General features: G+C 74.3%; 21 protein-coding genes. 16 read left to right on the top strand and 5 right to left on the bottom strand.

Going from position 1 to position 24,450, the window contains the following annotated elements; translation table 11 throughout:
- Window positions 1-243 precede the first annotated feature (243 nt).
- From D5H75_RS26455 to dapF, 4 genes are all read left to right on the top strand, one after another.
- Entirely contained in the window at window positions 244-1,032 is a 789-nt protein-coding gene (locus D5H75_RS26455) for a CAP domain-containing protein (RefSeq protein ID WP_202638535.1), read from the top strand.
- Window positions 1,033-1,147: 115 nt separating this feature from the next.
- A complete protein-coding gene (locus D5H75_RS26450) occupies window positions 1,148-1,933 on the top strand; it encodes a class III extradiol dioxygenase subunit B-like domain-containing protein (protein ID WP_119929254.1) in 786 nt (261 codons plus the stop codon).
- A gap of 19 nt (window positions 1,934-1,952) precedes the next feature.
- Window positions 1,953-2,846 (top strand): tRNA (adenosine(37)-N6)-dimethylallyltransferase MiaA, encoded by an 894-nt coding sequence (miaA, locus tag D5H75_RS26445; RefSeq protein WP_119929253.1) that lies wholly within the window; start codon window positions 1,953-1,955, stop codon window positions 2,844-2,846.
- Between the two features lie 10 nt (window positions 2,847-2,856).
- Window positions 2,857-3,678 (top strand): diaminopimelate epimerase, encoded by an 822-nt coding sequence (gene dapF, locus D5H75_RS26440; protein WP_119929252.1) that lies wholly within the window; start codon window positions 2,857-2,859, stop codon window positions 3,676-3,678.
- Between the two features lie 136 nt (window positions 3,679-3,814).
- On the opposite strand, the gene D5H75_RS26435 is transcribed toward dapF, so the two are convergent.
- Window positions 3,815-4,168 carry a 5-carboxymethyl-2-hydroxymuconate Delta-isomerase gene (locus D5H75_RS26435; RefSeq protein ID WP_119929251.1) on the bottom strand — a complete coding sequence of 118 codons (354 nt, stop codon included), beginning with the start codon at window positions 4,166-4,168 and terminating at the stop codon, window positions 3,815-3,817.
- A 135-nt stretch (window positions 4,169-4,303) separates the two neighbouring features.
- Here D5H75_RS26435 and D5H75_RS26430 point away from each other — a divergent pair, with 135 nt between their 5' ends.
- Complete coding sequence (locus D5H75_RS26430; protein WP_147425284.1) at window positions 4,304-4,672, top strand: hypothetical protein; 369 nt, start codon at window positions 4,304-4,306, stop codon at window positions 4,670-4,672.
- A gap of 219 nt (window positions 4,673-4,891) precedes the next feature.
- Window positions 4,892-5,239: a TraR/DksA family transcriptional regulator gene (locus D5H75_RS26425; RefSeq protein ID WP_119929249.1), complete on the top strand. Its 348-nt coding sequence runs from the start codon at window positions 4,892-4,894 to the stop codon at window positions 5,237-5,239.
- Between the two features lie 158 nt (window positions 5,240-5,397).
- On the opposite strand, the gene D5H75_RS26420 is transcribed toward D5H75_RS26425, so the two are convergent.
- Window positions 5,398-6,411: an ATP-dependent DNA ligase gene (locus tag D5H75_RS26420; RefSeq protein ID WP_242454532.1), complete on the bottom strand. Its 1,014-nt coding sequence runs from the start codon at window positions 6,409-6,411 to the stop codon at window positions 5,398-5,400.
- Between the two features lie 305 nt (window positions 6,412-6,716).
- Between D5H75_RS26420 and D5H75_RS26415 the strand changes: the two genes are divergently transcribed.
- From D5H75_RS26415 to D5H75_RS26400, 4 genes are all read left to right on the top strand, one after another.
- Window positions 6,717-7,487, top strand: a complete 771-nt coding sequence (locus D5H75_RS26415; protein ID WP_119929247.1) for an SCO6745 family protein — start codon at window positions 6,717-6,719, stop codon at window positions 7,485-7,487.
- Window positions 7,488-7,580: 93 nt separating this feature from the next.
- Window positions 7,581-9,881, top strand: a complete 2,301-nt coding sequence (locus tag D5H75_RS26410; RefSeq protein ID WP_147425283.1) for a coiled-coil domain-containing protein — start codon at window positions 7,581-7,583, stop codon at window positions 9,879-9,881.
- Between the two features lie 374 nt (window positions 9,882-10,255).
- Window positions 10,256-11,014 (top strand): SDR family NAD(P)-dependent oxidoreductase, encoded by a 759-nt coding sequence (locus tag D5H75_RS26405; RefSeq protein ID WP_202638534.1) that lies wholly within the window; start codon window positions 10,256-10,258, stop codon window positions 11,012-11,014.
- A 66-nt stretch (window positions 11,015-11,080) separates the two neighbouring features.
- The gene (locus D5H75_RS26400) at window positions 11,081-11,443 is read left to right on the top strand and encodes a phosphomannose isomerase type II C-terminal cupin domain (RefSeq protein WP_242454531.1); all 363 of its coding nucleotides are present in this window, start codon (window positions 11,081-11,083) and stop codon (window positions 11,441-11,443) included.
- A 9-nt stretch (window positions 11,444-11,452) separates the two neighbouring features.
- On the opposite strand, the gene D5H75_RS26395 is transcribed toward D5H75_RS26400, so the two are convergent.
- The 3 genes from D5H75_RS26395 to D5H75_RS26385 all read right to left on the bottom strand — a co-directional run bounded on the left by D5H75_RS26395 (window position 11,453) and on the right by D5H75_RS26385 (window position 16,435).
- Window positions 11,453-12,577, bottom strand: a complete 1,125-nt coding sequence (locus D5H75_RS26395; protein WP_119929243.1) for a DNA glycosylase AlkZ-like family protein — start codon at window positions 12,575-12,577, stop codon at window positions 11,453-11,455.
- Window positions 12,578-12,747: 170 nt separating this feature from the next.
- A complete protein-coding gene (locus D5H75_RS26390) occupies window positions 12,748-13,944 on the bottom strand; it encodes an RNA polymerase sigma factor (protein WP_119929242.1) in 1,197 nt (398 codons plus the stop codon).
- Between the two features lie 193 nt (window positions 13,945-14,137).
- Window positions 14,138-16,435 carry a zinc metalloprotease gene (locus D5H75_RS26385; RefSeq protein ID WP_119929241.1) on the bottom strand — a complete coding sequence of 766 codons (2,298 nt, stop codon included), beginning with the start codon at window positions 16,433-16,435 and terminating at the stop codon, window positions 14,138-14,140.
- Window positions 16,436-16,894: 459 nt separating this feature from the next.
- On the opposite strand from D5H75_RS26385, the gene D5H75_RS26380 reads away from it, so the two are divergent.
- The 6 genes from D5H75_RS26380 to D5H75_RS26355 all read left to right on the top strand — a co-directional run bounded on the left by D5H75_RS26380 (window position 16,895) and on the right by D5H75_RS26355 (window position 24,049).
- A complete protein-coding gene (locus D5H75_RS26380) occupies window positions 16,895-18,028 on the top strand; it encodes a CapA family protein (RefSeq protein WP_202638533.1) in 1,134 nt (377 codons plus the stop codon).
- Window positions 18,029-18,246: 218 nt separating this feature from the next.
- A complete protein-coding gene (locus D5H75_RS26375; RefSeq protein ID WP_119929239.1) occupies window positions 18,247-18,870 on the top strand; it encodes a hypothetical protein in 624 nt (207 codons plus the stop codon).
- 157 nt (window positions 18,871-19,027) lie between these two features.
- The gene (locus D5H75_RS26370; RefSeq protein ID WP_119929238.1) at window positions 19,028-19,237 is read left to right on the top strand and encodes a heavy-metal-associated domain-containing protein; all 210 of its coding nucleotides are present in this window, start codon (window positions 19,028-19,030) and stop codon (window positions 19,235-19,237) included.
- Complete coding sequence (locus tag D5H75_RS26365) at window positions 19,237-20,256, top strand: hypothetical protein (RefSeq protein WP_119929237.1); 1,020 nt, start codon at window positions 19,237-19,239, stop codon at window positions 20,254-20,256. The genes D5H75_RS26370 and D5H75_RS26365 overlap by 1 nt, the downstream gene beginning before the upstream one ends.
- Window positions 20,257-20,285: 29 nt before the next feature.
- Entirely contained in the window at window positions 20,286-22,532 is a 2,247-nt protein-coding gene (locus D5H75_RS26360; RefSeq protein WP_277949974.1) for a heavy metal translocating P-type ATPase, read from the top strand.
- 110 nt (window positions 22,533-22,642) lie between these two features.
- Window positions 22,643-24,049, top strand: coding sequence for an MFS transporter (locus D5H75_RS26355; RefSeq protein ID WP_119929235.1), 1,407 nt, complete (start codon window positions 22,643-22,645; stop codon window positions 24,047-24,049).
- Window positions 24,050-24,450 lie beyond the last annotated feature (401 nt).

Raw genomic sequence — 24,450 nt, 5'->3', positions numbered from 1 at the left:
AGTGTGATCCGTTATGGCGGTGGCGGAAGTGGCGTCCGCTTAGCCCGGTGATGTCCATTAATGCGGGGATTGATGTGATCATTTTGTGATTGCTGCTTGCTGATGCCGTTATTGGGGCTAGTGTGTCTCCCGCTGCAAGGCATCCTCCGATGCTTCCCCCGATGCGCCGAGGAGAAGGCGATGCGTCGACGAGGCCGTAGGCACGCGAGACGAGAGAGGACGTCCCGAAGTACGCGGATCGTGGTGTCCGCCTGCGCGGCGGTCGCCGTGGGGGCTACGGCCGTGGGCGTCATGGCGCTGGTGGGCGAGCCCGGCGGCGGCACCGCCGGGGCCCTGCGCTCGGCGCGGGGGCAGGCGCCGCAGCAGACCGGCACGCCGTACACCGCGCAGAGCGAGGACCGGGTCCCCGCCACGACCCTCTCCCCGGAAGGCGCCGGCTCCCCGGGCTCGGCGTCGCGCCCGCCCGCCGCCCCCGCGCCGCGCTCCGGCCCGCCGTCCTCCCGTCCCGCGCCGTCCGGGCGCCCGTCGCCGCCCAAGCCGAAGCCGCCCTCCGCGCGGCCGACGCCGGAGCCGCCGGAGCCCGAGCCCACGCGCCGGCCCAGGCCCCCCAAGCCGGCGCCGCCCGAGCGGGACGAGCCCCCCTCCGCCAGGTCCGGCGGGCTGGAGGACGCCGTCGTACGGCTGACCAACGAGGCCCGCGAGGACGCCGGATGCGCGCCGCTGCGGGTGGACGAGCGCCTCGCCCGCGCCGCCAGGGCGCATTCGGCCGACATGGCCGAGCACGACTACTTCAGCCACACGTCCAAGGACGGCCGCTCCCCCTGGGACCGCATCCGGGCCGAGGGCTACGACCAGCCGGGGGCCGAGAACATCGCCCGCGGCTACGGCGGCCCCCAGGCCGTGATGAAGGGCTGGCTCAAGAGCCCCGGCCACCGCGCCAACATCCTCAACTGCAAGCTCAAGGCCATCGGCGTGGGCGTCCAGGAGGGCGCCGGCGGCCCCTGGTGGACCCAGGACTTCGGCTGGAGGTAGCGCCGGGCCGGGACGCCACGGCACGCCGTCCCCCGCCGCGGCCCGGGCGGGGCGGGTCGAGGGGAGGGCCGGGGCCTGGCACGATCGGGGGTACAGGCCGTGAAGGGATGGTTCAGTGCTGGTAGCCGCCGCCGTGTGTCCGCATCCGCCGCTTCTCGTGCCCGAGGCGGCGGGGGAGGCCGCGCCCGAGCTGGACGAACTGCGCGCGGCGTGCTCCCGGGCCGTCCGGGCCCTCGCCGGGAGCGGCGCCGACCTGCTGGTGGTCGTGGGCGGCGCCGAGGAGGCGGGGGAGTTCGCCGGGGACGCCGGGGGCTCGCTCGCGCCGTACGGCGTGGACGTGCGGACCGGGCGCGGCCCCGCCGTGCTGCCGCTGTCGCTGACGATCGGGTCCTGGCTGCTGGGCCGCGAGGGCGTGCGGCCGGGGGCGGCCGTGGCGGTGGCGTCCGGGGCGGGGGCGGAGGAGTGCCTGGGGCTCGGGCGGGCGGTCGCCTCCCGGGCCGAGCGGGTGGCGCTGCTGGTCATGGGGGACGGGACGGCCCGCCTGTCGGAGAAGGCGCCCGGATACCTCGATCCGCGCGCGCGGCCGTACAGCCAGAGGGTCCGCGCGGCGCTCGCCACCGGGGACGCCCGCGCGCTGGCGGCGCTCGACCCGGAGGAGTCCGCCGGGCTCATGGCCGCCGGGCGCGCCGCCTGGCAGGTGCTCGCGGGCGCCGTCCTGGCCGGCGCGCCGCTCGCCGCCGGAGCCGCCGGAGCCGCCGGAGCCGCCGGAGCCGCCGGAGCCGCCTCTGGACCCGGGTACGGCGGGGCGGGCGCGGCGCCGTACGGGACGGGGGAAGGGCTCTACGCGGACGCGCCCTACGGGGTCGATTACATCGTGAGCACGTGGCGGCGACAGACTTGACCCCGTGACGCGTACACGGGTGGTCGCCGTCGTCGGTGCGACGGCGGCCGGTAAGTCGGACCTGGCGGTCGAGCTGGCGCTGCGCCTCCCCGGCGGGGGAGAGGTGATCAACGCCGACTCGATGCAGCTCTATAAGGGCATGGACATCGGCACGGCCAAGCTGACGGCCGGGGAGCGGCGCGGGGTGCCGCACCACCTGCTCGACGTGTGGGACGTGACCGAGACCGCGAGCGTGGCGGAGTACCAGCGGCTCGCCCGGCCCATCGCCGACGACCTGCTCGCCCGCGGCGTCACGCCGATCCTGGTGGGCGGGTCGGGGCTGTACGTCCGCGCGGTGATCGACGACCTGGAGTTCCCCGGGACCGACCCCGCGCTGCGCGAGCGGCTTGAGGCCGAGCTCGCCGCCGCGGGGCCGTACCGGATGCACGCCGTGCTGAAGGACAAGGACCCGGCGGCGGCCGCGGCGATCCTGCCCGGCAACGGCCGGCGCATCGTGCGCGCGCTGGAGGTGATCGAGCTGACCGGGCGGCCGTTCTCCGCGACGATGCCCGGTTACGAGGGCGTGTACGACGCGGTCCAGATCGGCCTGGCCGTGCCCAGGCCCGAGCTGGACGAGCGGATCGAACTGCGGGTGGACCGCATGTGGGCGGCCGGCCTCGTGGACGAGGTGCGCGAGCTGGAGGCCCGGGGGCTGCGCGAGGGCCGCACGGCGGGGCGCGCGCTGGGGTACGCCCAGGTGCTGCGGTTCCTGGCCGGGGAGTGCACCGAGCGGGAGGCGCGCGACGAGACCGTGACGGCGACGCGGCGGTTCGCGCGGCGGCAGGAGTCCTGGTTCCGGCGGGACCCGCGCGTGGTGTGGCTGCCGTACGACGCCCCCGACCTGGTGGATCGCGCCCTGGAGCTGACCCGATAGGCTCCGAATCATGCACTTCGTCAAGGGCCACGGCACCGAGAACGACTTCGTGATCCTGCCCGACCCCGACGCCGCGCTCACGCTGACGCCCGCCCAGGTGGCGCGGATCTGCGACCGGCGCGCCGGGATCGGGGCCGACGGGGTGCTGCGCGTGGTCCGCACCAAGCTCGTGCCCGAGGTGGCCGACCAGGCCGGCGACGCCGAGTGGTTCATGGACTACCGCAACTCCGACGGCAGCGTCGCCGAGATGTGCGGCAACGGCACCCGCGTCTTCGCCCGCTACCTGGTGGAGGCCGGGCTCGCCGCCCCGGGGTCGCTGAACCTCGCGACGCGCGCGGGCGTCCGGCGGGTGAGCCTGGGCGCGACCGGCGACGTGCGCGTGGACATGGGCAAGCCCCGGGTGTACGGCACGAGCCGGGCGACCGTGGCCGGACGGGAGTACCCCGGGCTGCACGTCAGCATGGGCAACCCGCACCTGGCCTGCGTGATCGGGGAGCCGGTCGACGGGCTGGACCTGTCGGTCGCGCCGGGGTACGACGCGTCGGTGTACCCCGAGGGCGTGAACGTGGAGTTCGTCGCGCCGCTGGCGGAGCCGCGCTCGGTGGCGATGCGGGTGTTCGAGCGCGGCTCGGGCGAGACCCGCTCGTGCGGGACCGGCACGGTGGCCGCGGTGGTCGCCGCCGCGCACGCCGCGGGCGAGGTGTCGGGGGAGTGGCGGGTCGCGGTGCCGGGCGGCGACCTGGTCGTGACGCTGGACGAGGAGACGAGCTTCCTCACCGGGCCCGCCGTGCTCGTGGCGGACGGCGAGATCCGCGACTCGCTCTTCGCCTGACCTCCGGACTCCGGCACCCGGTCTCCGGCACCCGGACTCCCGGCCTCCGCGCGGCCCCGGCCCACCGCGCCGGGCGGCCCTCACCCCGCCCGCGCGCCGTCCGGTCCCCGGCGCGGCCGCCCGCGCCGCGCCGTGCTCAGGTCACCCGCTTGCCGTAGGTGTCCCGGTCCATCTCGCGGATCTCGACGGTGAGCTGGACCCGCAGGTGGGCGGGCGGCCGGAGATGCTCGCCGAGCAGGTCCAGGACCAGCGCGGACAGCCGCTTCCTGGTCTCCGCGTCGCGGCCGGACAGGATGCCCATCTCCACGTGCGCCATCGCGTTCTCGGCGGCCCCGTCCCCGATCACCACGTCGTCCAGCGGGCGGAACCGCGTCTTGTAGCCGTCGTTGCCCAGCATCGCGGGGGCCTGGGCGTGCACCGCGAGGGCGAACCCGCGCCGGTCGAACACGTCCGCGAGCGCGGCCGAGTACTCGACGATGATCTGCGGCATGACGTGGCTCCTGGAGTCGCGGGCGGCAGCCGTACGAACCGCATCATAGGGAGACGTATCCCCTGGGAGTCCCCTGGGGGCGTACGGGCGGAAACGCGGGTGCCTTTTTCGCACACCTGGGCTATGGTCGGCCGTATGGGCAGGTCGTGGCGGATTCCACGGGGGTCCACCGCGTTCATGGCCGTGGTGGGCCTGGTCGTGCTCGCCCTGACGGCCGTCGGCCTGGTCTCGATCCCGTACGGCGAGGCCCCCGCGCCCGGGAGCGCGCCCGCCGAGATGCGGGCGTCGTCCGGGCCGGCCACCAAGCCCCTGGGCACCCCGGCGAACCTCACGGGCGCCCGTGAGCACCTCGTCGCCGTGGGCCTGCTCCCGCACCGCGCGCCGCGCCCGATGGCGGCGCATCGGCCGCCGATCCTCGCGCCCGCGCCCGCCACGACCTCCATCCGCAGCCCGCAGCGGTTCTCCTACCGGATCCCGGAGTCCCGAAGTCCCCCACGGGCGTGACCGCCCCTCCCGCGCCGGCCGTCGCCGGGCGGGACGCGGAGCGTGCCTTCTGAGCGGCCTGTGAGCCGCCCGCCGCGTGCCGTCCCGGAGTCCCGGGGCACGCGGCCCGCCGCCGTTCCCGGCACGCCCATGAGGCCGGCCGGGACGCGGCTTCCTGCCCTGCCCGGAACCCCGACGCGCTCGGGCGGTTCCGGGCGTCCGACGGAGGGACGTCACATCATGACCATCGACCGTGAGAGCACCTGGCTCAGCAGCGTTCAGATCCAGTTCCTGCGCGAGGAGCTGGAGGAGCTGCTCCAGCAGCGGGCCGGCCGGCTGGACGGCCTCCGGCGCATCGCCGACGGCCAGGGCGACGGCGAGACGAACGCGGACTGGCAGAGCCTGCCCGCCGCCATCGAGGCCGCCGAACGCGCGGTGGCCGAGACGCGGAACGGCCTGGAGCGGCTGGCGGCCGGCGGCTACGGCCGCTGCGAGGACTGCGCCGTGGAGATCCCGTTCGAGCGGCTGAAGATCCGGCCCCTGACGCGCTACTGCGTCACCTGCCAGCGCAAGCACGAGTTCGCGTAACGGCGGCGAGGGCTCCGGCCCGCGCGCCGGAGGACCGCCCGCCCCGGCCACCCCCGGGGCGGGCGGCCCCGCGCCGACCGGACCGGTCGGCGCGACCGGTCGCGGTGGGCGGCGGTCAGGCGGTCAGGCGGTCAGCGGTCGGCCGAGGTCGGCCGCGGTCAGCCGCTGTCGGTCTCCAGGTCCAGGTTCAGGGGGACGTCGGAAGGCGACAGGTCCTGACGCACCCGGATGAACCGTACGGCGTGCCGCCAGCGGCCCCGCTCCGCCGCCACGTCCACCGCGACCTCGGCCACCACGTCCGGCCGGACCCGGGTGTACTCCAGGGGGTCGCGGGAGCCGTACCGGCCGCTCGTCCAGCCCGGCGGGAGCCGTTCCGGCCAGGGGTGGTCCGGGCCCGCGGGGGCGAGCAGCGGCGCGACCTGGCGGGCGGCGCCGTCGGCGAGCCGGGTGGTGCGCCCGGCGACGTGCAGCACGCCCTCGTCGTCGTACCGGCCGAGCAGCAGCTCGGCGGGCCGTTCCAGGCTCCCGGTCACGCCGCCGACCAGCGCCTCGGTCGTGCTCCGGTGCTTGAGCTTCCACCAGCCGCGCGCCCCCGGCTCGTACCGGGAGCGCGCGGGCTTGATGACGAGCCCCTCGATCCCCGCGACGTGCAGCGACCGGAACCACCCGCGGGCCTCCCCGGGGTCGGCCGTCTGCATCGACAGGGCGAGCACCGACGCGGCCGGGATCCCGGCGAACAGCTCCTCCAGCGCCCGCCGCCGCTCCACCAGCGGCGACCCGGTCAGATCCCGTCCCCGCATCCGGGGCAGGTCGAAGACCACGAAGTGGCAGGGCTCGGCCCGCGCCAGCTCGGCGGCCCGGTTCCCGGCCGAGTTCCGCCGCTGCAGCGCCCCGAAGTCCAGCCGCCCGTCCGGCGTCCACCGCACGATCTCCCCGTCCACCGTGGTCGAGGGAGGCAGGCATTCGTACAGCGCCCACACGACCTCGGGGAACGCCTCGTTGAACCGGGCCCCGCGCCGGGACTGCAGGTGCACGCCCCGCTCGGCGTCCACCATCCCCACGGCCCGGAACCCGTCCCACTTGGGTTCGTACAGGAACTCCCCGCCCCGGCCCACGGGCAGCCGGTCCACCCCGGCGGCGAGCATCGGCTCGAAACGCCCCCGAACTCGCACGATCTCCCCCCGAAGTACCGGGGGGAGAACGTCCGCCTACCCCCGGCGCCCGGGAAGCACACGGCACGGGAGGGGCGGAGCCGGAGCGGACCGCCGTCCCGTCCGCCGGGAAGACGCGGATCACCGGGGAGGGCGCCCCGCGCGACCACGCGGGCGGGCGCGGGCCCCGGCCGGATGACCCCCGGCCCGGTGAATACGATCACCGCTCGACCGGATCTCGCCGGCGATCCGGGCGTCCCCGGCTCTTGTGGAACTTCCTTCTGTTTGGGAGGCTGGGTCTAAGAAGTGGACCGAGAGGGGCTGTCATGGACGTTCGGAGCGTGGCGCGGGCCGCGAAGGGGCCCGTGGGGGTGCTCGGGGGAGGGTTCATGATCTCGCGCGAGGTGAAGGGGCTCTGCCGCGAGACCGGGCTCGGACCCCGGGAGATGTACTTCCGGGGCCGGTGCGGGGTGCTGGGGGAGACGGCCGCGGACGTCGTCACCGCCGTCTGCGTGTTCTTCCCGGCCTCGCACGTCGCCGAGTCCTGGGACGGCGGGCGGAAGCTGCCGGTGGAGCGGGCCGTCGAGGGGTACGCCGAGGCCTGCCACAACTGGGGGCGGCGCAAGTTCGGCGAGTTCGCCGGGGCGGGGCGGCTCGCCGATCTCGTCACCGCCGTCAACAGGCACGCCTCCCCGCTCGGGGCCCCGCTCTTCGCCGGCTGGCGGGCCCTGCCGCTGCCGGGCGACGATCCCGCGCGGCTGGCCCAGGCGCTGCACGTGCTGCGGGAGCTGCGGGGCGGGCTGCACGGCTGCGCCGTCCTGTCCCACGGGCTGACGCCGCTGGAGGCCATCCTCGCCAACCCGGACTCCTCGGGGACGCCGGTGCCCGGGGCGGCGGACGTGCGGCTGGTGGCGGGCTTCATGAACTGGCGCGAGCCGTACCCCGAGCCGGGGGAGGAGGTGCGGGAACGGCGGCGCCGGGCAGAGGAGGCGACCGACGAGATGACCGCCCCGGCGTTCGAGGCGCTGGACGACCGGGAGCGGGACGAGCTGGCCGAGCTGCTCGCGGAGGCGCAGCGGGCGGCCGCGGGCCGGTAGTTCCCGGGCCGACAGGGCGTGAGTGGGCTCCGCCATGGAATAGCGTGCGATGAAGCACAACGTCATCCAAGCGCTGAAGTGGAGTTCGCTCACGTGGACATCTGGGCATGGGTCGCCGACACCCAGCGGCAACTGCACGCGTCCGGCAACGGACGGTTGGCCTTCGCGATGGGGGAGATCCCCGTTCAGGTGCACGAGGGCCGCTTCGAGCAGCTCGAGGCGCTCGCCGGCGAGGCCATCGGCCAGGCGCGCGAGCTGGGGCTGCCCTGGGTGGAGCTGTTCGTACGCCACTGGGTGCTGCGCGCCCACGTCGGCGACCGGGCCGAGGGCGCGGGCGTGCTCCCGGAGGCGGCGGCGCTGCTGGAGTTCGCCCAGCGCGAGGACGCGCGTGACTGCCCGCATGCCCCGATGGTCGTGCAGGACTACGTGATGTGCCTGGCCAACATCGACGGGCCCGGGTACGCCCAGGAGCGGCTCGCCGCGCTCGACAAGGTCCTCGAGCGCGTGGACGAGAGCTGGTCCTGCTACGAGAGCCTGATCGCCGAGTACGCCTACGCGCTCGTCGACGCCGACCGCGCCGTCGCCGCCCTCGTGCGCGTCGAGGGCGCGGAGGTGCGCCTGCGCGACGCCGGGCGGGAGCCGTCGCACGAGCTGGCCTACGCCCGCGCCCGCGTGCTCTTCGCCCTGGAGCGCGACCAGGAGGCCGTCGAGGCGGCCCGCGAGGCGGTGGCCCCCGCCGGGACCGGCAAGGCGGCGACCGTCACCGAGGCGCTGTCCGGGCCGGAGCTGGAGCGCGCGGCGAACATCCTCGCCGGCCGCGCCCTGGCCCGGCTGGGCCGGCTGGACGAGGCCGAGGCGATCCTGCCCGGCCTGGAGGACATCGCCTCCCACCCGCGCGACTGGCCGGGCACGGCGGCGGCCCTGGAGCCGCTGGTCACCGGCGGCGCCGTGGACAACTCCTGGCAGATCGGCCGCGTCATGCGCGACTGGATCTCCTACCTCGACTCGGCCGGCTCCTACCGCCTGGCGCTCGACATGGCGCTGACCGCCGGGCGCCTCGCAGTCGGGCGCGGGGCGGCCTGGGTCGCGCTGCGGCTGGCCGAGGTGGCCGAGTCCAAGCAGCTCGCGGGGGCGGAGGAGGAGATCGCGGCGCTGCGGGCGTCCGCCGAGGCGCTGCCCGCGCCCGTGCCCCCGGCGGGCGACGTGGTGGCCGCGTTCGACGCCGCCAACGACGGCGGAGCCGACCCCGAGGAGTGGGTGGGCCTGCTCCTCGCCGGCCGGGACGCCGCCGCCGACCCGGCCGCGGCCGACGAGCGGCTCGTCGCCACCATGCACTTCCTCGGCTTCCCCGGCGCGGCGGCCGACCTGCTCTGGGAGCGCGTCGAGCGCGAGCCCTCGGACGAGGAGCAGGCCAACACGCTCGTGGACCTGCTGCTCACCGATGACGACGACGAGCGGATCCAGCGCCTGTCCGGCCTGCTCGCCGAGCCCGCCCCCGCCGCCTCGCACCTGGCCCTCGCCCGGCTCCACCACGCGCGCGAGCGCTGGGAGGAGTGCGCGGCCGAGGCCAAGGCCGTCACCGAGATCGAGCCGGGCGGCGAGACCGCCCAGCGCGCCCGCCGCATCTGGGCCGACGCCGCCCAGGAGCTGGAGGACATCGGCCTGGCCGCCGACCTGTACCAGCAGGTCGTCTCGCACGGCGGCACCGAGGAGGACACCTGGCGCCTGATCGTGCTGGCCTCCTCCGTCGAGCGCTGGAACACCGTGCGCCTGGCCGCGCAGGGCCTGGGCATCGAGCTGAGCGGCACCGAGGGCCCGATCGAGGAGGAGTGGCACCTCGTCCGCGTCGTGCTCCCCGCCCCCGACGGCACGATGCGCGAGGTCCTGGGCCTGCGCACCGGCCCGGCCACCGCCCGCCTGCTGATCCCGCAGCCCGCCGGCACGCCGTACAACGTGGGCGACGTGGTGATCGTGGACCCGCAGCCGCTGGAGCCGCTGCCGGAGGACGAGAAGGAGCTCCAGCGGTTCGTCGTGCCGTTCCGCGGCGTGCGGCTGCTGCGTCCCGGCGGCTACACGAGCTGGTTCTTCGAGGGCGCCGAGCCCGACGACGACACCTGGGCGGCGTTCGCCGAGGCGCTCCAGGAGCGCGACTGGCACCTGGGCGTCTACAGCGAGGACGACGACACGGTGACCGACCCGGCCACCGGCGAGGAGATCCCCGGCATCTACGGCTGGCTCGCGGTGCCCGCGGGCGTCAAGCCCGCCGAGGCCGACCGGGTCCTGACCGAGCTCACCGCCGGGTGGAAGCACCCGCTCGTCTGGACCGACCTGGCCAAGGCCGGCGACGGCGACGTGGAGCGCCACGAGCGCATCGCCGAGGAGTACGACCTGTAGGCCGCGCGCCTTCGCGCCGTACGGCGGGCCCGCGCGCCCTCGGCCGTACGGCGGGGCCGCCCCGCCTCCTCCTAGTCACCGGCAAGTCCGCCACAAGGGGGAGGCGGCAGTCTTTTCCCGACCGAGGGAACGGCGAACGTTCCGGAGGTCGGCGCGATGCGCAGCCCGGCCGGTGAATCCCCCGTAGCATCGGCCGGGCCCATCGCGTCACCGTGCCCATCGCGTCACCGGCCCCTCGTATCACCGGCCCCTCGCGTCACCGGGCCCATCGCGTCAGCCGCTCCGCCGCGCCGCGCCGCGCGGGCCGGTGGCGGCCTTCCCGCCGACGATGCCAGAATGTCGTTCTGTTGTCGTGGGGAGGGGCTGCTGTGGGTGTGCTCGATCGATTCCGGCTGGACGGGAAGGTCGCCGTCGTCACCGGGGCCTCCGCCGGGCTGGGGGTCGCCTTCGCCCGCGGGCTGGCCGAGGCCGGGGCGGACGTGGCCATCGGGGCGCGGCGCAAGGACCGGCTGGACGAGACCCGCAGGCTCGTGGAGGAGACCGGGCGGCGGTGCGTCGCCGTGGCGACCGACGTCGCGGACCCCGAGAGCTGCCGGGGGCTCGTGGACGCGGCGATGTCCGAGCTCGGCGCGGTGGACGTCCTCGTGAACAACGCCGGCGTCGGCACCGCCGTACCCGCGCTCAAGGAGACTCCGGAGCAGTTCCGGCAGGTCATCGACGTGAACCTGAACGGCGCCTACTGGATGGCCCAGGCGTGCGCCCGGGTGATGCGGCCGGGGTCCTCGATCATCAACATCGGCAGCGTGCTCGGGGAGACGACCGCGGGACTCCCGCAGGCGGCCTACAGCGCGTCCAAGGCGGGCCTGGTCGGGCTCACGCGCGACCTGGCGCAGCAGTGGACCGGACGGCGCGGCATCCGGGTGAACTGCCTGGAGCCGGGGTTCTTCGAGTCGGAGATGACCGGGCAGTACGCCGAGGGGTACCTGGAGCGCCAGCTCGCGACCCGGGTGCTGATGAAGCGGGCCGGAGACCCGGCCGAGCTCGTCGCGGCGGCCGTCTTCCTGGCGAGCGACGCCTCGGCGTACGTCACGGGCGTGACGCTCCCGGTCGACGGGGGCGTCCTGATCACCTGACGGTTGTCGCGACCAGTGGCGTGACCTGGCAGAATTCGACAATCGTCGGAGTTGGGAGTTGTGTCCGTGATCGAGATCGACCGCCTGGGCGCGGTGCTGCGCGATGAGCGGCCGTGGGGGAACTTCGAGCAGTTCACCCACAACGAGCCGACCACCGTGAAGATCATCACGGTGGCGCCGGGGCGGCGGCTGAGCCTTCAGCGGCACCGGCTCAGGGACGAGCTCTGGGTCGCCCTCGACGCCGGCGCGGTGTTCGAGGTCGCCGGGCGGCGGATCGAGCCCCAGGTGGGCGACCGCGTGTTCATCAAGGCGGGCGAGACGCACCGCCTCGGGTCGGCCGGGCCCGAGATCCGCGTCCTGGAGATCGCCTTCGGGCACTTCGACGAGGACGACATCGAGCGCCTCGAAGACGACCACGGGCGCGGCTGAGCCCCGCCGTCACGTGACGTCGAGCCGCGCCTCCGCCGCTCCCCGCGTTTCCGCCAGGCGCGCGGCCTCGGCCCCGGCCGCCGCGCGCACCCGGGCGTCCAGCGGCTCGAACGCGGTGACCGTGACGTCCAGCCGCCGGCCCGCCTTCTTGGCCCGCCAGACGCCCAGGATCTCGCCGTCCACGAGCAGCGCGCCCGGGTTGCCGAGCGGCCGCCACAGCTCGCGCCTGCGCGCCGCGTCGGGCACGATCAGGTCGCGGTCGCGGGCCTGGAGGTAGGGGTCGGACGCGGGCAGCAGGCGCACCGCCTCCGGCCGGGGCGCGCCCAGCAGGTCGTCCACGCGGTCCGCGGGCAGGTGGCACGCGCGACCGGCCACGCTCACCTCAACGGTCCCCTCCGGCCACACGCGGCGTGCCTCGGCCCGCCTGGTCCCCAGGAACCCGGCCACCTCGGCCGGGGTCGCGGGCCCGAGCAGCCGCAGGTACGCCGCCATGTACGCGTCCGTGCCCTCCGCCCGCTCGGGCACCCCCGGCCAGCCCGGGATCGGCGCGAGCACCGTCCTGCGGCCCTCCGGGCGCACCGTCACCCCCGCGGCCAGGCCCACCTGGGCGAACAGGGCGGTCGAGAGGTGCCGCGCCCGGCATCCCCGGCAGTCGTACGTCAGGGACTCCGGCACGCGGGCGCTCACCGCCGCGCTGACCTCGCCCTTGGCCATCGGCTCCCGCACGACCTCGCGCATCGCCCGGGCCGCGGCCTCGAACGCCGCGATCCCCAGCGCCGCCCCCTCCTTGATCTGGGCGCTGTCGATCCGCGCCGTGGCGTCCGCGTCGCTCAACGGCCACAGCGCCCGCGCCAGCCGTACCAGGTCCGCGTCCCGGTGCAGGTGGGGAGCGCCCCGCGCGGCCCACACCAGCGACAGCGCGTCCCCGGCGTCCCCCGCGTGGTCCGTCCGCGCCGTGAGCGCCATCGCGGCCGTGCCGTACGGCGTGTCCTGCACCCCCAGGTCCAGCACCGCCAGGTCCAGCACCCCGGGCCCGGCCGCCCCGGGCCCTTCCGCGCCCGCCCGCCGGTCCAGCCCCTGCGCCGCGATCCGGTAGGCGATCACGCGCTCCCGATCGACGCTCAGCCCCGCCATCCCCGTCTCCTCCCGCTCCCGTCTTCCCGGAATCCTCCCACCGCCCCGGCCCCGGGCATCGCGCCGGAACCCGGCGGCGGCCGTACGGCATGAGCGGCCCGGGCGGTTCCGCGCACACCCGTGACCAGAACCGCGTGATCGCCCGCGACGGAGGCGCGGGCCGTACTGCGTCAGCGGGGGACGGGCGGGCGCGGGGGGAAGGGCAGCGTGGGCGGCGTGGACGGGCGGGCGGTGGGGCGCGGGGTGGCCTTGGGGGTCGGCTTCGGGGTCGCGCGCCCGGTCGTGCGGGGCACGGGGACGGTCGGCCTGGGCGTGTCGAGGGCGCCGCCCGGCGGGGGGACGCGGACGGGCGGGAAACCCGACGGGCGGGCGGGCTCGGTCCCGTCCTCGCCGGGGGACACCGCCGGGGAGACGTCCGGCGGCGCGGCGGGCGACGGGCTGGGGGAGGGCCGGGGCGCGGCGGTGGCGGAGTCCGCGCGGGCGATCGGGGCCAGCGTGCCCGTCGGCTCCCCGGCCTGGACCAGCGCGTACATCACGCCGGAGGCCACCGTGAGGGCGGCGGCGGCGCCGATCGCGACGACCCACCCGCGGACCCGGCTCTCGGGGTTGGAGGCGTCGCCGTCAGGGGTCCAGAACTCCGAGTCGGGGATGTCGATCGGCTCCTGCACGGGCTTGGGCGGCGCGGAGGCGGCGGGCGCGGGCAGGATCGGCAGCAGGGCCAGCAGTTCCCCGGCCGAGGTCCCGGCGCGCGGCGCCTGGGCGCAGATCGGGCAGTGGCGCACGTGCCCGTTGAGCCGTTCGCGAGAGGCCCGGTCGGCGCCGCGCACCCACGCCGTCACGAGCGGGGCGATCTCCGGGCAGGGGGAGCGCCCGTCGCGGGCGAGCACGACGGCCGCCATCCAGCGTTCCATCCGCCGCCGCGCCTCGGCCAGCAGCGTCGAGACGTCCTCCCGGCCCAGGACGTACGCGACCTCCTCGGGCGGCAGGCCGTGCCGCAGCGACAGGTCCAGCGCCTCGCGCTCGTCGGGTTCCAGCGCGCCCAGCGCCTCGGCCACGAGCCGGCCCATCGGGCGGCTGTCGGAGACCTCCGCGGGCGGCGCGCCCGCGCCGCTCTCGGCCCGCGCCAGCGCGTACAGCCAGGCCCGCAGCCGCTCCGGCTCGCTGAGCAGGGAGATGTGCGCGTGCACGGTGGCCAGGGTGCGGGTCAGCGCCTCGGCCGCGGCCTCGTCGTCCCCGAGACGGGAACGGCAGTAGTCGAAGAGCCGGTCGGCGTAGACGCCGTGGAGGTCGCGGGAGGCGTTCGCGTCTCCGCGGCGCAGCGCCCCGACCAGCTCCAGATCATCGACGGCGGCGGGGACGTCGGGCATGCGGGCAATGATAGGGATTCGCCACATCGCTGTCATCACGCGCACCGATGACCAGACATGTCCCCGGTGTCACAGATGCCGGGCGCGGCCCCGGCGGGCGCCGCCCGCCCGCCGGGCCGCTCCGGGCCGGGCCCGGCCGAATCCGGGCAGGTCCCCGGGGGATTCGGCCGGGCCCGGTCACGCCGTGATCGGGCTACTTCCGGTCGGACCGGTCGGACCGGCCGGCGCGGTCGGACCGGTCGGGCTTGTCGGAGCGGTCGCCGCGCGTGACCTCGGCGGCCAGCCGCGCCTTGGTCCGCTCGGCCTGCTGGCGGATCTGGTCCAGCACGATCGGGTTCAGCCGCTTGTCGGCGAACGTGCGGACCATCTTGTCCAGGACCGTGTTGGCCTGCTCCAGGTCGCCCTGCTTGGCCTGGGCCTGGGCCAGCCGGCGCATCACCATGTTCAGGGTGATGTTGTCGACGCCCCGGCCCTGCGCGGACGCCTCGGCCACCGCGGTGAGCTGCTGGATGCTCTCCTTGGTGTCGGCCTGGCGCACCCTCATGTCCTTCTCGGGCGTGATGATCTTGAAGTCGCGCTCGGCGTTGATGCCGCGGATCATCCGCGCGTAGACGGCCAGCGGGTGCTTGGCGTGGCGGTCGATGACCTCGTCGAGCGCCTCGTTGCCGTGGCGCAGCGCGGGGGAGTCGGAGCCCAGCAGCGCGAGCAGCTTGCCCTGCTCCTCGCCCATCATGAGCTCGGCCACGTCCTCGTCGGCCCGGTTGGCCGGGTGCCGCACGCGGATCCGGCAGACGTCGGAGACGATCCGGGAGCCGTCGGCGGCGACGTACTGCGCCCGGATGTGGTACTCCCCGGTCTGCTGGAAGTAGTGGCCGTCGCGGCCGTACCCGATGTAGGCGCTCTGGTAGATCGCGGGGTTGTCCGCGTCCAGGCGCACGGACCGGGCCTCGTCCACGCAGCGGCGCGTCATCGGCCGGTAGATCACGGTGCGGCCCGAGGGCTGGCCGATCGCGATCGAGACGAAGTCGGTGGTCGGGTGGAGGTAGCCGTGGGTCGTCCGGCCGCGCAGGTCGGTCGTGGCGAGCTTGAGCTCCACGACGACCGGCTCGCCGAACTCGAACGCCTCCTTGGCCCGGACCTCCAGCTTCAGGCCGGACTGGTCCACGACCGGCTCGTCGAACATCTCCGGGCTGATCTCGGCCGCGCCCACGCCGAACGCGTTCGCGCCCATGATCACGTTCCGGTAGTACGCGTGCCGGAGGTGGATGAGCTCGTTGTCGGTGAACTGGAACGGGAACGCCGCCCAGTACGCCGCCTCGCCGCCGGCCGCGGGGGGCGGCGGCTGGTACTTCCAGTCGTAGTTCATCCACGACAGGTCGCCGAGGCCGCCGTTCGGCCCGAGCGGCTGCGGCGGCTGGCCGAGGTTCTTCTGCCAGGAGTGCAGCAGGTTGAACGCGTGCCCGAGCTCGTGGACGTACGTCCGGAGCTGCGAGCGGGTGTTCGCCGGGCCGGTGCCCTTGATCGCGTCGTAGAAGACCGCGCAGCCCTGGCGCTGGAAGGCGTCGGAGTAGTCGAACATGATGCCGCGGTAGCCGCCGACGTGCTTGTTGGCGACGAGCAGCCAGACCTTCCACTGCGGGACGTTCGCGAACGTGCTGAAGTGGCTCGCCATCGCGGCGTGCAGCTCGGAGTCGTCCCAGCCCGCCGGGTCGTTGGCGATCACGTTCGCCGCGCCGGAGACCTGGAGCTCGATCCCGGCCTCGGCGAACGCCTTCGGCACGGTGAGGACCCGGTTGGGGCTGCCGGGCGGCTGCGGGAGCGAGGACGTGTCGTACGACACGAAGGGCACGGCCCCGGTCACGGAGTCCTGCTCCCAGACCACGCTGCGGAAGTACGGCGAGAGGAAGTTGCACAGGTAGGTCGCGCCCGGCTGGCCCGAGGTGGTGAAGAACTGCACCGTCGCGGCGCCGGGGGGCTGCGTGATGATCTTCCGCGGGATGGTCACGCGGACGCGCGGCGCGCCGGCCGCGAACGTGAACGTGCCCTGGCCCTCGATGCGCACCTGAGCGGCCGTGGTCGTGATGACCGGGGAGTGGACGATGAACGACCCGTAGTAGGTCGTGGTCCCGCCGCTGGTCTGGAAGAAGTCGCCGCTGACGCGCTTGAGGGGACGTGTGCCGTCGACGTCCACGCGCAGTTCGAGCTGGTAGCCGGCGCCGCCGCTGCGGTAGCGGCCGCGCACGAGGTGCCGCCGGATCTGCGGGGGCACGGGGCGGGGCGGGAGGGGCCGCGGCGGGATCAGGGCGTCCCGCTCGGTGTCGGTGATCTCCTCCGCCGCGTAGGCGCCGATCGTCTCCCCGCGGTCGCCGTTCGCCTCAAGGGTGTCCCGGGCCTGTTCGTAGCGGGTCTCCTCCTCGAGGGACTGCTCGAGGTTGCCCAGACCGGAGGACGACGAGGCCGTCTCGGTCGTGGGGTCGGTGAGGGATGACATGACTGTCTCCGGGGGTTGCGCCGGTGAGGATGGCGATGCCCGGGGCCCGCGGGCCATCGCCGGTAGGACCGGCCGGTCCAGTCACATTGGGCGAGTTTGTTACGTCATGGACACTCGTCCTGCGATTGGAGCGTGTCAATGGGTGATGGATGGTTTCTTCTGGTCTGGCCAACAGGTGACACCGGCTTACCGCGGGCGTGGGACGCGCACGCGGTACGGCGGGGGCCGGGGGGTTCAGGGGAGGTCAGCGGCCGGTCTGATAGATCTAGACATATGTGGATAAGGGTAAAAAGCTGCCCTAGTTAGGTTCAAGGGAACCTTTTAAGTCCGGTTTGCCGGAAATAAAGCTCTTACGCTGCCCCAATGCGACGCTACGTGCATAAAGGGACATTGTCGGGTCAGCGGCGATGGCTGCTGATCGGGGTGGCGTCCTCCGTTCTGATGGTGGGATGCGCGACCTTGACCAAGGACGTCCGGGTCGCCGCGACCGGCCCCGTCCACGCGCCCGCGGAACGGGCGGCGGACTCCGTGTCCGGCGTGCGCCCGGCGTCGTTCACCGTCGCCGCCACCGGCGACTTCCTGCTGCACGACGTGCTGATCCGCCAGGGCGCGCAGGACGCGTCCGGGTCGCGGACCCACGACTTCCTGCCGATGCTCAAGGCGCTCAAGCCGGTGATCAGCAAGGCCGACCTGGCCATCTGCCACATCGAGACGCCGATCGCCGCCGAGGGCTCGGCCTACACCGGCTACCCGGTCTTCAACTCCCCGCCGCAGATCGTGGACGCGGTCGAGCGGCTCGGGTACGACACCTGCTCCACGGCCTCCAACCACACACTGGACAAGGGCGCGGCCGGGGTCCGGCGCACCCTCGCCGCGCTCGACGAGGCCGGGATCGAGCACGCCGGCTCCGCGCGCAGCGCCGCCGAGGCCCGGCGGACCACGATGCTCGACGTCAAGGGCGTGCGGGTGGCCCAGCTCTCCTACACCTACGGCACGAACGGCGTCGCCGAGCCCGCGGGCAAGGAGTGGCTGGTCAACGACGGCCTCGACGCCGACGTGATCCTCGCCGACGCCCGCCGCGCCAAGGAGGCCGGCGCCGATGTGGTGATCCTCAGCGCCCACTGGGGCGTGGAGTACCAGCACGAGCCCTCCGCCCAGCAGCGCCGCCTCGCCGAGCGGCTGCTCGCCTCCCCGGACGTGGACCTGATCATCGGTGACCACGCGCACGTGGTGCAGCCCTTCGAGCGCTTCGGGGACAAGTGGGTGCTGTACGGCCTGGGCAACCAGGTCGCCAACCCCACCGCCAACGCCGAGGCCACCCACGAGGGCATGGTCGGCCAGTTCACGTTCCGCTACGACGAGGAAGCCCGCGCCTGGCGCGCCTCGCCCGCCTTCATCCCCACACTCGTCGTGCCCGGGCCGCCGATCCGCCTGGTCAACCTGGCCGCCGCGCTCAAGGGCTCCGACGCGCTCTCCGCCGACCTGGAGGGGGAGAGCGCCTCGGCCGCGATGCGCGCCCGGTACGCCGAGGCGGCCACCCGCACCGCCCGGGTCGCCCGCAGCCTGGGGGCCGACGTGCCCGTGGGCAAGTGAGCGCGCGGAGAGTAGCCGATTCATAACGGCTTGGAATAACAGCGGGTCCGTGAGCCCGCGATGCGGTTCGCTCTGACCTTGTGGAGAGCGGCATCGGCCGGCGAGGCCGGCATCGTCATCCGTTCGGCCCCCCGGCGCCCGGCTCCCCGCCCGGTCACTCGGCCGGGTCTCCTGCCGAGGAGGGCTCGGCGGGAAGCCCGGCCGAGCCGGGTGACGCCATGGACCACCGCCCTCCCGCGCGGCGCGGCCGTGGCATCGCTGACGCCGCTGACGCCGCCGACGTCGCTGACACCACTGACGCCGCCGACGTCGCTGACGCCGGGCGGCGAGGCGGCCGGCGGCGCGCCGGGCTCGTCGTGACCGTCCTCGCGCTGGGCCTGACGGCGGGCGGCGGCGCGGCCGTGGCCTGGTCGTGGGCCGCCGGAGCCGCCCGGGACGCCGAGGCCGTACGGCGAGACGCCCCGCGGACCGGCACCCCGGCGCACGCTCGGCCGTGGACCGCCGAGGGCGAGGGGACCACCCCGCGCGATGGAACCCCCCAGGGGTATGACGGACGAGGTGCGCGGCCGCCCGCGGCGTCACCGCCCCGGCTCGTCCCCGCCCCGCCGTACGCGCTCGTGACCAGGGCGAAGAAGGGCCGGACGGCGGAGGTGGCCCGGCCGGCGCCGGCCCGCACCGCCCGGCCGGGACGGGCCGGGGGAGCGGGGGAGGAGACCCCTCGCGGACCGGCCGCGCGGCTGCCCGGCGGCGCCCCCACGATGTCCGCCGTCTGCCTCACCGTGCCGCCCGCCTTCCGGGCGAGCCACTGCCGATCCCTTCTCGGCGACCTGGGCACGCGCTGAAATCCCAGGTCAGAGCGCCTTCCTGGGAGATCATGGGAAAAGATCCGGTGGAGGTGGAATAAACCCCTAGGGGGTACGGGTTGCGTGCAACCGTACGGGCATGGCAGTATCAGGTCCGGCAGATACCCCCCGGGGGTAATGAGAAAAGGAGAGAACGATGGCGACGACCACCTACACCGTTTCGGGGATGACCTGCGGCCACTGCGTCGGGTCGGTGAAGCAGGAGGTTTCCAAGATCGCCGGCGTGACCGACGTGACCGTGGAACTGGCCACCGGCCAGGTCACGGTGACCGGGACGCAGCCGGTGTCGGACGACGACGTGCGGGCCGCCGTTGAGGAGGCCGGCTACGAGGTGGTGAGCCAGTAATGAACACGGCGACCAAGCTGGGCGCGTACGCGCTCGGGCTGGCGGTCGTCCTGGCGGGTGGCGCGGGGCTCGGCAAGGTGGCCGGGCCCGCGCCCGCGGCCGAGGCGGGAGTCAAGCCCCACGGGGACGGACACGAGACGACGAAGACGGGGGCGGCAGTGAGCACTCAGGCGGGACACGGCGACGGGCACGGCGGGCACGGGACCGCGGCGGGGGCGGCCAAGCTCCCCGGCGGGCTCCAGGCCTCACAGGACGGGTACACGGTGGTGCCGCTGACCCGGACGCTGAAGGCCGGCGAGAAGACCGACTTCCGGTTCAGCGTGATCGGCCCGGACGGCCGGGGCGTCACGCAGTACAAGACCAGCCATGACAAGGACCTGCACCTCATCGTGGTCCGCCGCGACCTGAGCGGCTTCCTCCACGTCCACCCCGAGCACGTGGGGCAGGGCGTCTGGTCCGTCCCGATCACGCTCCAGGACGCCGGGTCGTACCGGTTCTTCGCCGACTTCATCCCGGCGGGGGCCGAGGAGGGGCTGACGCTCGGCGGCGACATCTCCGCCGAGGGCTCCTTCACCGCCAAGGCGCTGCCGGAGCCGAGCCGCACCTACGAGGTGGACGGCTACGAGGTGCGCCTCGACGGCGACCTGGAGCCCGGCAAGACCACCAAGCTCACGCTCACGGTGAGCAAGGACGGCAAGCCGGTGACCGACCTGCAGCCCTACCTGGGCGCGTACGGGCACCTGGTGGCGCTGCGCGACGGCGACCTGGCCTACCTCCACGTCCACCCGGACGGAGAGCCCGGCGACGGGAAGACGCCGGCCGGTCCGTCCGTGACGTTCTACGCGGAGGCACCCAGCCGGGGCGACTACCGTCTGTATCTGGACTTCAAGCACGGCGACACCGTCCGGACGGCGGAGTTCACCGCCCGCGCGGGCGCCGCCGTACAGACCGGGACGCCGGCGGAGACGCCCGAGCCCGCGAAGACCCCCGCCCACGACGCCGACGGCCACAGCCACTAGGCGACAGAGACGACGAAGGAGGAGGAGCCGTGACTTCCGTTGCCGGTGAAAACGCGCAGCGTCAGGTCGAGCTGACGATCGGTGGCATGACGTGCGCGTCCTGCGCCGCGCGGATCGAGAAGCGCCTGAACAAGGTGGACGGGGTGGTCGCGACGGTCAACTACGCGACCGAGAAGGCCAAGGTCGAGTTCTCGGGCGACATCGACCCGCGCGATCTGATCGCCGAGGTCGAGAAGGCGGGTTACACCGCCGCGCTGCCGGTCGAGAAGAAGGACGACGGCGAGGAGGGCGGCGAGGCCGCCGAGGCCGACGAACTGCGGCCCCTGCGCCAGCGGCTGATCACGTCGGTCGTGCTGTCGGTCCCGGTCATCGCGATGGCGATGATCCCGGCGATCCAGTTCACGAACTGGCAGTGGCTCTCGCTGACGCTGGCGGCGCCCGTCGTGGCCTACGCCGGCTGGCCGTTCCACAAGGCCGCCTGGACCAACCTGCGCCACGGCGCCGCGACCATGGACACGCTCGTCTCGATGGGCACCCTGGCCGCGCTCGGCTGGTCCCTGTGGGCGCTGTTCTTCGGTACGGCGGGCACGCCCGGCATGACGCACGGCTTCACTCTGACGGCGGACGGCGCGAGCAGCATCTACCTGGAGGCGGCCAGCGGCGTCATCGCGTTCATCCTCGCGGGCCGCTACTTCGAGGCGCGGTCCAAGCGGCGGGCGGGCGCGGCCCTGCGGGCGCTGATGGAACTGGGCGCCAAGGACGTGGCGGTGCTCAGGGACGGCGTGGAGAAGCGGATCCCGGTGGACCGGCTCCGGGTCGGCGACCTCTTCGTGGTGCGGCCGGGCGAGAAGATCGCCACGGACGGCGTCGTGGAGGAGGGCGTGTCGGCGGTGGACGCCGGCATGCTCACCGGCGAGTCCGTCCCGGTCGAGGTCGGCCCCGGCCAGCAGGTGACCGGCGCCACGGTCAACGTGGGCGGCCGGCTGGTGGTCAAGGCCGAAAGGATCGGCGCGGACACCCAGCTCGCGCAGATGGCCAGGCTCGTCGAGGACGCGCAGAACGGCAAGGCCCAGGTCCAGCGGCTCGCGGACAGGATCTCGGGAGTGTTCGTCCCGATCGTGATCGCGCTGGCCGTCGGCACCCTCGGGTTCTGGCTCGGCAGCGGCGCGGGCCCGGTGGCGGCGTTCACCGCGGCGGTAGCCGTACTGATCATCGCCTGCCCCTGCGCGCTCGGCCTGGCGACCCCGACGGCGCTCATGGTCGGCACCGGCCGGGGAGCCCAGATGGGCATCCTGATCAAGGGCCCTGAGGTCCTGGAGCACACCAAGAACATCGACACCGTGGTGCTGGACAAGACCGGCACCGTGACCACCGGCAAGATGACCCTGCTGAACGTGCACGTGGCCGAGGGCGAGTCCGAGGCCGAGGTGCTGCGGCTGGCGGGGGCCCTGGAGGACGCGTCCGAGCACCCGATCGCCCAGGCCATCGCGGCGGGCGCCCGGTCGAAGGTCGGCGCCCTGCCGGCTCCGGAGGACTTCGCGAACGTCGAGGGCCTCGGCGTCCAGGGCGTCGTGGACGGGCACGCGGTGCTCGTCGGCCGGCCGAAGCTGCTGGCCGAGTGGTCGCAGCACCTCCCGGTCGAGCTGGAGCGGGCCATGGAGCAGGCGCAGGCGCGCGGCGAGACCGCGGTCGCGGTCGGCTACGACGGGAAGGCACGGGCCGTCCTGACGGTGGCGGACCAGGTCAAGGAGACCTCGGCCGAGGCCATCGAGCGGCTGCGCGGGCTCGGGCTCACCCCGATCCTGCTCACCGGCGACAACGAGACCGTCGCCAGGGCGGTCGCGGCGCAGGTCGGGATCACCGAGGTCATCGCCGAGGTGCTGCCGGCCGACAAGGTGGACGTGGTCAAGCAGTTGCAGGGCGAGGGCAAGAAGGTCGCCATGGTCGGCGACGGCGTCAACGACGCGGCGGCGCTCGCGCAGGCCGACCTGGGCCTGGCGATGGGCACCGGCACCGACGTGGCGATCGAGGCCTCCGACCTGACCCTGGTCAGGGGAGACCTTCGGGCCGCGGTGGACGCGATCCGGCTCGCCCGGCGCACGCTCGGCACGATCAAGGGCAACCTGTTCTGGGCCTTCGCCTACAACGTGGCCTCGATCCCGCTGGCGGCGGCGGGCCTGCTCAACCCCATGATCGCGGGAGCGGCGATGGCCTTCTCCAGCGTCTTCGTGGTCAGCAACAGCCTCCGGCTCCGCCGGTTCCGGTCCAGCTTCTAGACCCTCATCCCCGGGGGCGTGCGGCGCTCGCCGTACGGCCCCCGGGCGGCACCCTCTCTTTTTTTTGCCTGACAGATACCCTACCCCGGTATAGTAAAAGGAGCCTTGAGATGTCACACCTGAGGTGGTGGGCGCTCGCCCTCATCGCGATCGCCCAGTTCATGACCATCATGGACACGTCGATCATCGGGGTCGCCTTACCCGAGATCCAGAAGGACCTGGGCTTCTCGCAGGAGAACCTGTCGTGGGTCTTCAACGCCTACGTCATCGCCTTCGGCGGCCTCCTGCTCCTCGGCGGCCGGCTCGCGGACCTCTTCGGCGCCCGCAGGCTCTTCCTCGCCGGCTGGGCGGTCCTGGGGGCGGGCTCGCTCGTCGCCGGCCTCGCCGGGAACGTCGCGGTCGAGCTCATCGGCCGGGCCGTCCAGGGCGCGGGCTCGGCGCTGATCGCCCCGGCCGCGCTGACCCTGCTGATGATGTCCTTCGGGGGCAACCCCAGGGAACTCACCAAGGCCATGGCGATCTACGGCGCGGCGGCCCCGGCGGGCGGCACGGCGGGCGTCTTCCTCGGCGGCGTCATCACCGAGTGGCTGAGCTGGCCGTGGGTGTACTACATCAACATCCCGTTCGCCCTGCTCGCGCTGATCGCCGGCCCGGCCCTGCTGCCCCGTGGCGAGTCCCGCCGCGGTCACGTGGACGTCACCGGCGCGATCGCCGTCACCGGCGGCCTGGCCCTCGGCGTCTTCGCCATCGTCCGCGCCCCCGAGGCCGGCTGGGGCTCCCTGACCACGCTCGGCTCGCTCGCGGCGGCCGTACTGCTCCTCGGGGTGTTCTTCGCGATCCAGCGGGCCAAGCGCGAGCCGCTCATGCCGCTGCGCATCTTCCGCGCCCCCGGGCTCGGCTCGGCCAACCTGGCGATGACCCTGCTCGGCGCGGCCTGGATCCCGATGTGGTTCTTCCTGAACCTGTACCTCCAGCAGGTGCTGGGCCTTGGGGCCTTCGAGGGCGGCGCCGCCCTGGTCCCGATGACCGCGCTGGTCATGCTGCTGATGACCATGGTCGCCGCGCCGCTCATCGGCCGGTACGGCATCCGCCCGCTCATCGTCGGCGGCCTGTTCGTCCTGGCGGCCGGGCTCGTCTGGCTCGCGTTCGCCCGTCCCGACGGGTCGTACCTCGTGGACGTGCTCCCCGCCTCGCTCGTCGCCGCCGCCGGCATGGCCCTGGCGTACATCCCGGCCCTGCAGGGCGCCCTGTCCGGCGCGCGTCCCGAGGAGGGCGGCCTGGCCTCCGGCATCGTCAACACCACCTACCAGGTGGGCTCCGCGCTCGGCCTCGCGGTCATGACCGCGATCGCCAACTCCCAGGGCGCGTCCCGGCTGGGTGACAAGGTCGCGCTCACGAACGGCTTCCAGGCCGCCTTCGCCGGCGCCGCCGTGATCGCGGTCGCCGGTGGGATCCTGGCCGTCCTCACCATCCGCTCCCGCAAGGCCGCGGCGGCCGTGGAGCCCGCCGAGGCATGACGCCCGTCCGCTGTACCCGCGGGTTCCCCGCACCCCCACCCTGAAGCGCCCGTCCGGTGACCCACCGCACGGGCGCTTCCCCTGTCCGCCCCCGCCGCTCCCGCTCCCTCCGCCGTTCTCCTGCCCCCGCCCACCTCCCGCGTCCGGGTTCCTTCCACGCCCGCTCGTCTCCGGTGTCCACGCTTCTCCGGCGCCCGTCCTCCTTTTGCTCGCGCCTCTCCTCTCGCCGGCCGTTCTCGCTCGCGCCTCTCACTCGCTCCCGCCTCGCTCGCCGCCCTTCCCGCACCGGCTCCTCTGTCGTCGTGATCATGCGGTTTCAATCACACCCTGTGCTTAAAACCGCATGATCACGGCGGGAAAAGGGCCGGGTCGTCCACAGGGTGGTGTGCGGAAAGGAGAGG

The organism is Bailinhaonella thermotolerans, assembly GCF_003594875.1.
Classification (GTDB): domain Bacteria; phylum Actinomycetota; class Actinomycetes; order Streptosporangiales; family Streptosporangiaceae; genus Bailinhaonella; species Bailinhaonella thermotolerans.
This window is presented reverse-complemented; position numbering and strand designations above follow the sequence as displayed.